Genomic DNA, 12,371 nt, shown 5'->3' on the forward strand with positions numbered 1-12,371 from the left:
GGGTCAGACGATCAGGCGGGCCAAGAGGCTTCGATGGCGTTGGCGGCGTCCTGGGAGCTCTTGTCCAGGGCGATCCAGTCCGTCATCTCCTTCCAGAAGGAACCGGCGCCGACGGCGCTGGGCATCAGGTCGGAGCCGTCGAAGCGGACCACGGCGTTCGGGTCGGTGATCAGCTCGTAGGAGAGCCGGTCGATCGGCATGGCCAGGTTCGACGGGTCGAGCTCGGTGTTCGCCGAGAGCCAGCCACCGTTCGGGGTGGTCTGCGCCTTGACGTTGCTCCACTCGGGGCTCGTCAGGTACGCCTGCAGCGCGGCGACCTCGGGGGCGTCGCGGAAGGCCATGGCGAACTCGCCACCCACGAGCATCGGGACGCTGTCCGTGGTCTCGGCCGGCAGGGCGAAGGCCCACACGTCGCCGTCCTCACCCACGGTGATGTCGCCACCGGCCTCCTGCCAGTTCGCCTGGTAGAAGGACGCCTGACGGTGCATGAAGCAGGTGCCGTCGACGATCGGGAAGCCCGCGTCGGTGAACGGGGTGGCGGCGATCGAGCGGACGTCGCCGAAGCCGCCGTTGACGTAGTCGGCGTTCTTGAGGATCGAGCCGGCCTGGTCGATGGCCTCGACGACGACCGGGTCGTTGAACGGGATCTCGTGGGTCACCCACTGGTCGTACTGCTCCGGGGTGCCGACGCGCAGCATCATGTCCTCGACCCAGTCGGTGGCCGGCCAGCCGGTGGCGTCGCCGGACTCGATGCCCGCGCACCACGGCTTCACCGAGCCGTCGGGGTTGTCGGTGACGATCTGCTGCGACAGGTCCATCAGCTCCTGCCACGTGGTGGGCACCTCGTAGCCCGCGTCCGCGAAGGCGGACGGGCTGTACCAGACGAACGACTTCGCGTTCGCGCCGATCGGGATGCCGTAGAACGTGTCGTTGACCGTCCCGTACATCTTCCAAGCCTCGTTGTAGTACTGGTCGACGTTCGCCGCGGCCGCCTCGCCGACCGGCACGACGGCGTCCGGGTTGCCGTTGACGATGGTCTGCAGCAGGCCGGGCTGGGGGAAATAGGCCAGGTCGGGGGCGTTGCCCGCGGCGACGCGCACGGGGAGCTGGGCCTCGAACTCGCGGCTGCCCTCGTACTCGACCGTGGCACCGGTGCACTCCTCGAACGGCTTGAAGGCGTCGATGTGCGGCTGCGCCTCGGCGTCACTGGCGATCGAGGTGTAGACGGTGACCGTCGTGCCGTTCAGGTCGCCATAGGTCTCGAACGCCGAGCAGTCGACCTCTTGGGTGGGGGTTGTGGGGGCCGTGGCGGTGCCTCCGCTGGAGCAGGCGGACGCGGTCAGCAGCGCCCCGGCGGACAGGGCCACGGCGAAGGCCCTCGTCATCTTCTTCGACATCAATCCTCACTTCTCTGTGGTGGTGGAGCGGCGCCCGCGGACGAGCACTGACCCCGGACCGGGTCAACCTACCCCACACGAAAGCAGAGGATTACGTGTGTAAACGTTTGTTATAGAACTGGAACCAAACACGGCAGGACGCCCCACCTCCCGAAGGGTGCGGCGTCCGGCGCGTGGGGGTGATCAGCCCGCGGGGGGCTCAGCCCTGCGCGATGGAGCGGACCACGAAGAGGAACGCGACCGAGGCGGCGACCGCCAGACCGAGCGCACCGATCCGCTCATAGCGGGGCTCGCCCGTCGGGTCCACGAACTGCGACTTCACCGCGTCCACCTCGGAGCTGAGCAGCCCCTTGGCGTCCTGCACCGTCCGCGCGGCGACCGCGCGGGGGTGGGCCTGCGTGATGAGGCCTTCGACATTGCTCGCGAGTCGCGCCCGGGCCGCCGCGATCTCGGCCTGGATCTCTTCCTTGGTCCGCATGGGGCCCACCCTATGCCAGAAGCTAGGGTGGAGTCATGGCCAGACTCCAGGTGGGCGACCCCGCCCCGCCCTTCACCCTGCCTGCTGCCGACGGCACCACCGTGTCGCTGTCCGACTACGCGGGGCGTCGGGTCATCGTCTATTTCTACCCCGCCGCGTCCACCCCGGGGTGCACCACCCAGGCCGTTGACTTCACGGCGTCGGCCGACGCGATCGCTGCGGCCGGCTTCGACGTGCTGGGCATCTCGCCGGATGCGGTGGCCAAGCTGGCCGGGTTCCGCGAGAAGGAGGCCCTCACCATCACCCTGCTCGCCGACCCCGAGCGCACCACCCTCGAGGCGTACGGCGCCTGGGGAACGAAGCTGCTCTATGGCAAGGAGATCACCGGCGTCCTCCGCTCCACGTTCGTGGTCGACGTTGACGAGACGGGGGCAGGGACGATCTCGGTCGCCCAGTACAACGTGAAGGCGACGGGCCACGTCGCCAAGCTCCGCCGCGACCTCGGCATCGCATGACGGTTTCGGGGGCCGTGCTGTTCGCCGGGGCCGCGCCGTCGGCGTCCGATCTGGCCGCGGCATTGGCCGAGGAGTTCGGCGACGGTGCCTCGGCCCAGACGCTCGACATCGCGGGCAAGGGCCCGGTGGACGCGGCCGTGGTCTCGACCGGTCTGGTGCGGGCGATGGTGGCTGGCAACGCCGTCTCGCTGGACGCTGCCGCCGCGCTGCGCGCCTGTCACCCCGTGTGGTGGCAGGGTCAGACCGACGCGATCGCCCAGCACCGCAGCCACGTCGTCATCACAGTGCTCCACCCGGGCGAGGTGCCCGAGCCGCGCGCCCAGGCGCTGCAGGAGGCGACGATCTGGTCGGTCATCGCGACGGTCGTGGCCGGGCTGCCCGGCGCCGTGGCCGTGCACAGTGCCCAGGCGTCGGCCGTGTACCCGGCGGACGCCTATGCGCGCGGGTTCAGCGCCGCGGTGGAGTCCAAGCAGGTGCCGGCCGACCTGTGGACCTCCGTGTGGGTCATGGACGAACCCGACGGCACCCACTCGGCCTACACCCTGGGGCTGGACACCTTCGGCGCGCGCGACCTCGTGATCGAGCACAGCAGGCGGCCTCCCTCGGACCTGTTCCGCTTCCTCGCCGACACGGCCCGCTACCTCATCACCACCGGCGCGGTCGTCGAGGCGGGCCAGACGGTGGGGCCGACGCCGAGCCAGCAGCACCCGGTGCGCGAACGCCACTCGGCGATCCACGATGCGATGGTGCTCGAGATCGGAGACGAGCACCGGCCCCGCGCCGGCTCCTGACGCCGGGCTCTGCTCAGGGCACCAGGCGGGCGTCCACCGCGGCGGCGTCCAGCCCGCCGTCGAGACGCGCGTGGAAGGGGTGTCCCGGGGTCAGGTCGCCGCGTCGCACGGTGCCTCCCCCCAACCCGGAGGCGTAGATGGCGCTCACCAGCTCCATGGTCGACCGGGCGCTCTCCAACGTCGTGGCGTGGCGGCGTCCGGCCAGCAGGTCGCCCACCAGGCGGTTGATCTGCGCGGCGTGGTTGCTGGGCACCTCGTCGACGTCGGCCGCGCTCGCGGCCCACGGATCGCCCGCAGCCGGGCGGGCCGCGGCGCCCGGCCGCGCCTGCGTGCCGGGATCCAACCCGAAGCGTGCGGCGACCTCCGGATCGGGCACGGGCGTCCAAGACCAGTCGGCGTCACGGTAGCCGTACAGGTGGTTGACCTCGAGGGTGCCGCCCTCGGTGTCGACCCGGATGCGGCTCACCTCGCGCGGCGAGACGAGGCTGGTGACGATGCTCGCCACAGCGCCGCTGGCGAAGGTGACGACGGCGAGCGAGGCGTCCTCGAACTGCACGGGCCGCGCGAGCCGGACGGCGCGGGCGTCCACGCTCTCCCACTCCCCCATCAGGTGCAGCAGCAGGTCGATCTGGTGGATGGCGTGGCCGAGCGTCGGCCCACCGCCCTCACCGGCCCAGTGGCCTCGCCAGTCGACGTCGGTGAAATAGCCGTCGGTGCGGTACCAGAGGGTCTCGCAGACGGCGACGCGGGGGGTGCCCAGCGAGCCGGCGTCCATGAGCCGCCGGGCGCGCACCGCGCCGCTGCCGTGCCGGTGCTGCAGGACGACGTAGGCCTGGACACCGCCGGCCCGTTCGGCCTCGGCCACCCGGTCGAGCTCGGCGAGGCTGATCGTCGCGGGCTTCTCGATGAGCACGTTCACCCCTGCGGACAGCAGCGCGCAGGCGATGTCGGCGTGGCTCCCGGGCGGGGTGGCGATGGACACGAGGTCGACACCGGACGCGACCACCTCGGCCACGGAGCTGACGGCGCTGCCGCCGTGGGCGTCGGCGAAGGCCTCGGCCCGGCCGGGCACCACGTCGTGGTACGCGACGAGCCGGACGCGCGGGTGCTCGGCGTACGCGCGGGCGTGGGAGCGGGCAATGTTGCCGCAGCCGACGATGCCGACGCGGAGCGGGGTGACGTCCTCGTCCGGGCTCATGGCCCCAGCCTAGGCCAGCCGGTGGATGCCCCGCTGGGCGAACCAGCGCGTCGCAGCCTCGAGGAGGCCTGGCTCCGCGGTGAGTTCGACGGTGAGCACGCTCACCGGGAAGATCTCCATGGTGGTGATGCGCTGGGCGACCAGGCGGAGCTCGACGCCGAGGTCGGCGGCGAGCTGGGCGAAGGTGGCGCCTGCGGCGCTCTGCTGGACGAAGACGAGATCGAGGGTCATGACGGCTCCTGGCTGCGGTGGTGTGGGTGTGGGGGTTGAGAGCCACACTCCCGGCCACCGGCCGGGTCAGGTCGCCGGGGGGATCAGGAGTGGGCGCCGCGCGGGCGGCGACAACACCGACAACAGCCGGGCATGACGAGAGACAGCGTGTCGAAATGCGCCGTCGTGATCACGGGGTCAGGCTAGCGGCGCGAGCGGCGTCCGCACAGCCGTTTCCCACAGGTCGGACGCCGGGGCGACCGGGGCGACCCGGGCGTCAGTAGTCGATGCCGCGGCGCGCGCGGACGCCGGTGGCGTGGGCGTGCTTCACGTTGCGCATCTCGGTGACCGTGTCGGCCAGGTCAACCAGCGAGGCGTGGGCGTTGCGGCCGGTGCAGATGACGTTGGTGGACGCCGCGCGCTCCCGGATCCGGGCCACGACCGTCTCGGCGTCGAGCCAGCCGTAGGTGAGCGGGTAGGTCACCTCGTCGAGCACGACGAGGCGGTACTCCCCGGACGTCAACACGCGGTCGGCCAGACGCCACGCCTCGCGGGCGATGCCGGCGCTCCGGTCGAGGTCGTCGCTCTCCCAGGTGAAGCCGTCGCCGTGGGTGAACCAGTCGACCCCCAGGCGGCGGGCCGACTCCGCCTCCCCCACGCGCCAGCGTCCCGACTTCATGAACTGCACCACGCAGGACGGCCAGCCGCGGGCGGCGGCGCGCATCAGCATGCCGAAGGCGGCGGTCGACTTCCCCTTGCCGTCGCCGGTGTTGACGAACACCAGCGAGTCAACGTCCCGGCGCGGCGGCAGGGGGCGGTCGTGTGTCGGCAGGTCGGTCACAGGGGGCTCCTTGCGGGGATGGGATGGGCGTGCGCGTCAGCGGCTCACCGGGCGGACGGGGATGACGGCGGGGCCGGCGGGGCGGGGCAGCACGTCGACGCGGGCGCCATAGGTCTCGTTCAGTTGTCGGGCGTCCAGCACGGCCGCGGGCGGGCCGTCCTGCACGAGGACGCCCCGGTCGAGCAGCACCATGCGGTCGGCGTACTGGGCGGCCAGCGTGAGGTCGTGCATGGCGGCCAGCACGGTGAGCCCGCGCTCGTGGCGCTGTTCGTCCACCAGGTCGAGCACCGACTGCTGGTGCCCGATGTCGAGGGCGCTGGTCGGCTCGTCGAGCAGAAGCAGGGTCGGCTGCTGGCACAGGGCGCGGGCCAGCATGACGCGCTGCAGTTCGCCGCCGGAGAGCCGGTCGGCGGGGCGGTCGGCGAGCGTGGCCAGGCCGAGCCGGGTGAGCTCGTGCTGCACGGCGGCCCGGTCGGTGGCCGACTCGGTGCCGAAGCGGCGCAGGAAGGGCGTCCGGCCGAGGGCCACCAACTCGCGGACGGTCATGCCTGTGGGCACGACGGGCTGCTGGGCCATGAGGGCCACCCGCCGAGCGAGCGCACGCCGGGAGAGCTGGTGCGGATCGTCGCTTCCGAGGCGGAGGTGGCCGGTGACGGGGGTGAGCGCAGCGATGCCGTGCAGCAGCGAGGTCTTGCCCGCCCCGTTGGGCCCGACGACGGCGACCCAGGCGCCGGCGTCCACCACGAGATCGAGGTCGTGGACGACCTGCGCCTCCCCCCGGCGGACGCCGAGGCCGCGGCACTCCAGCACGCTCACGTCATGCTCCGGTTCCGGCGGAGGACGACCAGGAAGAAGGGCGCGCCGACGAAGGCGGTGACGACGCCGATCGGCAACTCGGCGGGCGCCACGACCGATCGGGCAGCGACGTCGGCGAGCACGAGGAAGGCCGCCCCGAACAGCATGGCCAGCGGAAGGAGGAGGCGGTGGGAGGTGCCGAAGATCAGCCGGACGGCGTGGGGTACGACGATGCCGACAAACCCGATGAGCCCGCTCACCGCCACGACCGCGGTGGTGCCGAGCGTGGCGACCAGCACGAGCACGAGCCGCACCCGCGGGACGTTGATGCCGAGGCTGGCGGCCTCCACGTCGCCGACGGCGAGCACGTCGAGCGTGCGGCGGTGCAGCAGCAACAGCACCCAGCTCGCGAGCACGTACGGCAGCACCATGATGACGTCGCTCCACCCGTTGGTGCTCAGCCGGCCGAGCATCCAGCTGTAGACGGCGAGCAGCGAGTCGTCGAACCACTGCTGCACGAACGTCTGCACGGCGCTGAAGAACGCCGCGACGGCCACGCCGGCGAGCACGATGATGGTCGAGCTGCGGTGGCCCCCCACGCTGGCACCGAGGGCGTAGGTGGCGCTCACCGCCAGCAGGCCGCCGGCGAAGGCGGCCAGCGGCACCCCGAACGGGCCGATCCCGCCCCCCTGGGTGATGGCGAGCGTGGCGCCCAGGCCCGCGCCGGCCGAGACGCCGAGCAGGTACGGGTCAGCGAGCGGGTTGCGGAAGACGCCCTGGTACGCGGCGCCGGCGACGGCCAGCGTGGCGCCCACCAGGGCGCCCAGCACCACCCGCGGCAGACGGATCTGCCACAAGATGGCCTGCTGCTGGCTCGTCAGGCCCGAATCGAGCGTGACGCCGGGGAGCGCGCCGAGCAGCTCCCGGGCGACACCCGACGCCGTCAGGCCGGCCGGCCCGATCATGACGCCGGTGAGCAGCGCGATCCCGAGGACGCAGCCCGCGACCAGCCAGCGGCCCGACCGACCGATGCCACGGCTGAGGCGTGGCATGTCAAGTCGGCGGACACGGGTGAGGGCCGGCGTCCTCGGGGTCGCACTCATGCGTGGGTGGTCTGCAACGCGGTCACGTGCTCGGCCACGGTCTCGACGAAGTCGACCACGCGCGGCCCCCAGCGGCTCGCCACGTCCTCGTCGAGGACGTGGACCCGATCGCCGGTGACGGCGGACAGGCCCGACCAGCCGGCCCGCTCACCGAGCGATGCGGGCGTGACACCACAGCACTGGGTGTCGGACAGGAAGATGAGGTCGGGGTCGGCCGCGACCACGTATTCCTCGGAGAGCTGGGGGTACAGGTCGGTCGTCCCGGCGGCGTCCGCGATGCTGGTCAGCCCGAACATGCCGTAGACCTCACCGATGAACGTGTTGCCGGTGACGGTGTAGAGCGTGGGGTCGAGTTCGTGGAAGTACGTGGCCCCCTCCGTCTTCGGGGTGGCGTCGACGGCGGCCCGGATGCGCTCGTCCATCTGCGCGACCACGGCCTTCGCGTCGGCCAGGTGGCCCGTGGCCGTGCCGAGCCGCTCGATCTGGCCGTAGGCCTCGTCCAGCGTCTGGGCCGACGGGAGGGCGAGCGTCGGGACGCCGGCGTTGGCGAGGCTGCCAATCAGGTCCGCGTCACGGGTGGAGGCGACCACCAGGTCGGGCTCGTGGGCGAGGATCGCCTCCACGTTGGGGGTGTAGCCCGAGAGGTCGGTGATCGGCGCCTCGGCCGGGTAGTCGGACTGCGCGTCGACCGCGACGACCTGGTCACCCGCTCCGATCGCGAACAGCGACTCCGTGGCGGTCGGGCTCAACGAGACGATGGCGTCGGGACGCTCCGCGATGGTGACCGTCTCGGTGCTGTCCGCGGCGCCGGTGACGACGTCGACGGGGAAGGAGGCGCCCGTGGTCTGGGGGGTCGTGGCGGCCGTTGTCGTGACGGTAGGGGCGTCGGCCGTGCCGCTCGCCCCGGGCGTGGCCGGCGATCCGCAGGCCGCCAGGGCCAGCGCGAGCGCGGCGGCGCCGAGCCAGGTGAGGCGCGCAGAGCGCGTGCGAGTTGATGGGGTGTGGGGCTGGATCACCAGCATCCTCCGATTCGTTGCGGAGGACGAAGTCGTCAGCCGCAACGGGCGGGGGTGCCCACTGCGCACGGACGGCCCTTCGTCCGAGGACCTGAACGTGGTCGTGGGGCAGGTGACCTGGCTCATCCGACCGACGGTCGGCATCACAGTTGCGGCACAGCGCCGGATTTCCACCGGACTTCACTGGCATCCACGACGCCCCCGCTGGTTGCGGGGACCCGGCCAGACTAACGCATCGGATCGGCGTCCGGGCCCGGCGCTGGCGCGGCGGACGGATCGGGCTGGACGGCCGGTGCGGGCTGGACGGCCGGGTCGGCGTCCGCCCCCGGTGTGGGCTCCGCAGTCGCCCGGCGCACCTTCTCGAGCTGGCCGTGGTACCAGGTGCCGATCACCAGCAACAGGATGCCGACGACGATGAAGGCGAGCGCGCGGGCGAGGCCGGGCAGGGCACCCAGGTCGAAGAGGAACAGCTTGGCGACGGCGGCGGCGGCCAGCGCGATGGCGATGTGACGGGCCGCTTGGGCGTCCGAGGCCCGACGCAGCCCTCGGGAGAGCAGGGCGACGCTGAGGGCCATCCAGCTGACCGTGGCGACGGCGTGCGCGACCTGGAAGCCGTTCGCGACGTCGCCGAGAGTGTGGCCGAGGAGTGTGCCCGCCAGCACCACCGCCACGGTCCCGAAGAGCACCGTGCCGACCCACACCGCGTAGTTGAGAACATGGCCTCCCTCGGGCCAGTCCAGGCGGAGGGCGCGGACCACCAGCAGCGTGGCGACCAGCCCCAGCACGGACTGCACCACGTGCTCGATGCCGAGCCGGCCGTCGGCCACGGCCTGCAAGGACACGAGGGAAACCAGACTGGGCAGCCACACCAGGGCGCCGACCCCGGCGAGCAGGACGCCCACGACCATCACGGGGCGGAAGCGGACCCGCTCGGCCACCGCGAGGTAGGCGATCGCGAGGCCGAACCACAGGTAGCCCTGGTGCGCAGCATCGAAGGCGCGCAGCGCGGCCACGGCGAGGAAGAGCGCCCCCAGGGGGATGGCCGCGGCCCGGACCCAGGTGTGCACGCGCTGCGGCCAGAATCCGGCAGCGGTGGCCACCGCCCCGACGACGACGTAGGCGGCCACGGAGGGGAGCTTGTCGACGTTCCAGCCGCCGACCAGCAGCGGACCGCAGAACAGCACGAACGCGATCACGGCCGCGACGCGGGTGCCGGCGTCATTGCGCTGGTGCATCACCGCGATGAGGAGACCGCACAGCGCGAGCGCGGTGACCAGGGCGAGCAGGATCAGAGAGTCGGCCCCGCCCCGGGCCAGGATGAGGAGTTCGTCGATGGTCATGGCGAGGAACACCAGCCCGGTGGGCAGCGTGCGCGCCAGCACCAGGACGGGCCAGTCGACGGCGCGTTGGAACGCGCCGGAGGCGACGGTCAGCACGAGCATGAAGGCGAGCACGGCCAGCCGGTCGTTCTGCGACAGCAGGGGCGCCAGTACCAAGCTGCCCAACATGGCCAGGACCGCCAACCACTGGCTTCGCCAGGAGACGGCGACCCACACCCCGGCGAGGCTGACGAGGCCGGCGAGCACCAGCCCGGGCAGCACCGCGAGCAGGGGGCGTCCGGCCGGATCGGTGAAGATGGCCGTGAGCGCGACGAGGCACAGGAAGGTTGAGGCCACGCCGGTGGCGAACAGGGCTTGGGCGCCGATGTTCTTCGGGTCAAAGCGGTGCTGCCAGAAGGCCGCCGCGACGGCGGCCGCGGCGAGGCTGAGGCCGATCGTGGTGCGGGCGAGGGGGCCCAGGAAGCCGTCCTGCGGCATGAGCAGCACCAGGGCCACGCCGATGAGCGTCACCCCGGAGCCGACGATCGCAAAGATCTCCGCGAGGGACACCGGGCGCCGGGGCGGGCGGGGCGGGCTGGGTGGGCGGGGCGAGCGGGGCGGCGCGGGGAGCTGGGCTGCCGGGCGCTGGGAGGGGTGCGCCGGGGTGGGCTGGGTCGCCGGGGTGGGCTGGGGCGCCGGGGATCCGGGGCCTCGGGCCGGCGCGTCCTGCGCCGGGCCGGGCCGGCCCGGGACGACTTGCGGTGGACCCCAGGGCACGGCCGCGGGGAAGGGCGCCTGCCCCGCGGGCCTGCCGGGGAAGGGCGCGGTCCCCAGCGGTGGGCGTCCCGGCGCGTCCTGTCTCGATGTGCCCTGTCCCGATGTTCCCTGTCCCGATGTGCCCTGTCCGGATGCGCCCTGACCTGGCGCGCCCTGACCTGGCGTGTCCTGACCTGGCGCGTCGCGCGCCGCGGCATCCTGTGCCGCGGCGTCCCCGGCCACTGTGCGCTGCTGCAGGGCGAGGGCGCCCGCGAGGGCGTCCAGATCGCCGGCCAGGCGCACCAGACCGCGGGACACCTCGGCGATCTCGCCCCGGATGCGCGCGGTGATGGCGTCCGGGTCGTCGAGGCTCTGGCTGGACGCAGCGGGTGCGCGGCCGGCGTCCGGGCCGGGCGTGTGGGTCATCGCGGATCCTTTGCTGGGGCTGGCACCACCTTCCCGCACCGGGCGCCTCACGCGAGGGCGACACAGCGGCGCCGGGGCGAAACGCCGTCCGGCGAGGGCAACGGGGAGTGGCTGGGGCGACTGACCCGATGGAGTGGTGCGAAAAATGTCAGAGGCGGGTTGGAGGATGGTGTCATGAGCACGGGAGCAGCCGGGGTGGTGAGTCGTGACAGCGTGAACGCGCTGGCCGACGACCTCGCGCGCGGTGCGCTGCCGCGGGACGCGGATGCGCTCGCCGAGCTGCTCACGGGGCTGGAGGAGCTGAAGGCCACTGCTGCGGCGATCCAGGCGCGCGCCTCGGTGGCCCTGTCCGAGGTGCTGGTCGCGGAGCAGCGGGCCGGGGGCGTGCCCGCCGCACGCCTGGGGCGTGGGGTGGGTGCCGCGATCGCGGTGGCCCGGCGCGAGTCCCCGCACGCGGGCGACCGCTGGCTGGGCTTCGCCAAGGCGATCACGGCCGAGATGCCGCACACGCTCGCGCTGCTGAGCGCCGGGGTGCTGAGCGAGTACCGGGCGACGTTGCTGGTGCGCGAGACGGCCTGCCTCAGCCGGGAGGATCGCGCCGCCGTCGACGCCCAGGTGTGCGCCGACCCGGCCCAGCTGGCCACCTGGGGCAACCGCCGGATCGCGGCGGAGGCGCGTCGCATCGCGCAGCGGCTCGATCCGGCGTCCAGCGTGGAACGTCATCGCCGGGCGGTGGAGGAGCGCTGCGTGAGCCTGCGTCCTGCTCCCGACGGCATGACCTACCTCACCGCTCTGCTCCCGCTGACCCAGGGCGTGGCCGCGTACGCCGCCCTCGTGCGGGGTGCGGACACCGTGCTGGCGGCCGGTGACCCTCGGTCACGGGGGCAGATCCGGGCCGACCTCCTCGTCCAGCGCCTCACCGGCCAGGCCGCGGCGGACGCGGTGGGCGTCGGCGTGTACCTGCTCATGTCGGACGCGACGCTGCTGGACGCCGGCACCGAACCGGCCCAGGTGGTGGGGCACGGCTCGCTGCCCGCTCCCCTCGCCCGGGCCCTCGTGACGCGCGCGGTGGACGCCGGCGTGGCGGCGTGGGTGCGCCGGCTGTACCAGCGCCCCGGGGACGCCGAGCTCGTGGGGCTGGACGCGCGCAGCCGGGTGTCCCCCGCGGGTCTGGCTGACTGGATCGGTGTGCGGGACCAGACGTGCCGCACGCCTTGGTGCGATGCCCCGATCCGGCACATCGACCACGTGGTTCCCCACGCCGGCGGCGGAGCCACGTCCCTGGGCAATGGCCAGGGGCTCTGCGAAGCCTGCAACCACCACAAGCAGGCGATCGGCTGGAAGACACTCCCCCGGCCCGGCCCGCATGCCCCGGTGGAGCTCACCACACCGGCAGGCCAGGTGGTGCGGACTCGCGCCCCCGACCCACCCGCGTCACCGGTGGCACCCCCCGAGCGGCGCGGCCCGCCGCGTCCGGTGCGGATCGACCTGATCTGGCCCACGGCGGCCTGAGCGGACGACGAGCC

At 73.0% G+C, this 12,371-nt stretch carries 12 protein-coding genes and 1 riboswitch; of the genes, 3 read left to right on the forward strand and 9 right to left on the reverse strand.

Annotated elements, in window-relative coordinates:
- Positions 1-11: 11 nt before the first annotated feature.
- Complete coding sequence (locus tag PCC79_RS11290; protein WP_232549499.1) at positions 12-1,397, reverse strand: ABC transporter substrate-binding protein; 1,386 nt, start codon at positions 1,395-1,397, stop codon at positions 12-14.
- Between the two features lie 199 nt (positions 1,398-1,596).
- On the reverse strand, positions 1,597-1,875 hold the full coding sequence (locus tag PCC79_RS11295) for a DUF3618 domain-containing protein (RefSeq protein ID WP_232549498.1): 279 nt from the start codon (positions 1,873-1,875) through the stop codon (positions 1,597-1,599).
- Positions 1,876-1,910: 35 nt separating this feature from the next.
- Here PCC79_RS11295 and PCC79_RS11300 point away from each other — a divergent pair, with 35 nt between their 5' ends.
- Both PCC79_RS11300 and PCC79_RS11305 read left to right on the forward strand, forming a co-directional pair.
- Complete coding sequence (locus PCC79_RS11300; protein WP_342371864.1) at positions 1,911-2,390, forward strand: peroxiredoxin; 480 nt, start codon at positions 1,911-1,913, stop codon at positions 2,388-2,390.
- Positions 2,387-3,181 carry a DUF4261 domain-containing protein gene (locus PCC79_RS11305; protein ID WP_342371865.1) on the forward strand — a complete coding sequence of 265 codons (795 nt, stop codon included), beginning with the start codon at positions 2,387-2,389 and terminating at the stop codon, positions 3,179-3,181. The genes PCC79_RS11300 and PCC79_RS11305 overlap by 4 nt, the downstream gene beginning before the upstream one ends.
- 13 nt (positions 3,182-3,194) lie before the next feature.
- Here PCC79_RS11305 and PCC79_RS11310 read toward each other — a convergent pair whose 3' ends face one another.
- From PCC79_RS11310 to PCC79_RS11340, 7 genes are all read right to left on the reverse strand, one after another.
- Positions 3,195-4,379 carry a Gfo/Idh/MocA family oxidoreductase gene (locus PCC79_RS11310; RefSeq protein ID WP_342371866.1) on the reverse strand — a complete coding sequence of 395 codons (1,185 nt, stop codon included), beginning with the start codon at positions 4,377-4,379 and terminating at the stop codon, positions 3,195-3,197.
- A gap of 9 nt (positions 4,380-4,388) precedes the next feature.
- A complete protein-coding gene (locus PCC79_RS11315; RefSeq protein ID WP_232549494.1) occupies positions 4,389-4,610 on the reverse strand; it encodes an NIL domain-containing protein in 222 nt (73 codons plus the stop codon).
- Positions 4,611-4,866: 256 nt separating this feature from the next.
- Positions 4,867-5,430 (reverse strand): cob(I)yrinic acid a,c-diamide adenosyltransferase, encoded by a 564-nt coding sequence (gene cobO / locus PCC79_RS11320; protein WP_232549493.1) that lies wholly within the window; start codon positions 5,428-5,430, stop codon positions 4,867-4,869.
- Between the two features lie 36 nt (positions 5,431-5,466).
- Positions 5,467-6,246 (reverse strand): ABC transporter ATP-binding protein, encoded by a 780-nt coding sequence (locus tag PCC79_RS11325; RefSeq protein ID WP_342371867.1) that lies wholly within the window; start codon positions 6,244-6,246, stop codon positions 5,467-5,469.
- Positions 6,243-7,328, reverse strand: a complete 1,086-nt coding sequence (locus PCC79_RS11330; protein WP_342371868.1) for an iron ABC transporter permease — start codon at positions 7,326-7,328, stop codon at positions 6,243-6,245. The genes PCC79_RS11325 and PCC79_RS11330 overlap by 4 nt, the downstream gene beginning before the upstream one ends.
- Entirely contained in the window at positions 7,325-8,344 is a 1,020-nt protein-coding gene (locus PCC79_RS11335; protein ID WP_342371869.1) for an ABC transporter substrate-binding protein, read from the reverse strand. The genes PCC79_RS11330 and PCC79_RS11335 overlap by 4 nt, the downstream gene beginning before the upstream one ends.
- A 90-nt stretch (positions 8,345-8,434) precedes the next feature.
- Positions 8,435-8,578: riboswitch (cobalamin riboswitch) on the reverse strand.
- On the reverse strand, positions 8,572-10,845 hold the full coding sequence (locus PCC79_RS11340) for a DUF2339 domain-containing protein (protein WP_342371870.1): 2,274 nt from the start codon (positions 10,843-10,845) through the stop codon (positions 8,572-8,574). Its footprint overlaps the riboswitch before it by 7 nt.
- Before the next feature lie 174 nt (positions 10,846-11,019).
- On the opposite strand from PCC79_RS11340, the gene PCC79_RS11345 reads away from it, so the two are divergent.
- Positions 11,020-12,357, forward strand: a complete 1,338-nt coding sequence (locus PCC79_RS11345) for an HNH endonuclease (RefSeq protein ID WP_342371871.1) — start codon at positions 11,020-11,022, stop codon at positions 12,355-12,357.
- The last annotated feature ends 14 nt before the right edge of the window (positions 12,358-12,371 follow it).

It is taken from the genome of Propioniciclava soli, assembly GCF_038502305.1.
GTDB classification, from domain to species: domain Bacteria; phylum Actinomycetota; class Actinomycetes; order Propionibacteriales; family Propionibacteriaceae; genus Propioniciclava; species Propioniciclava soli.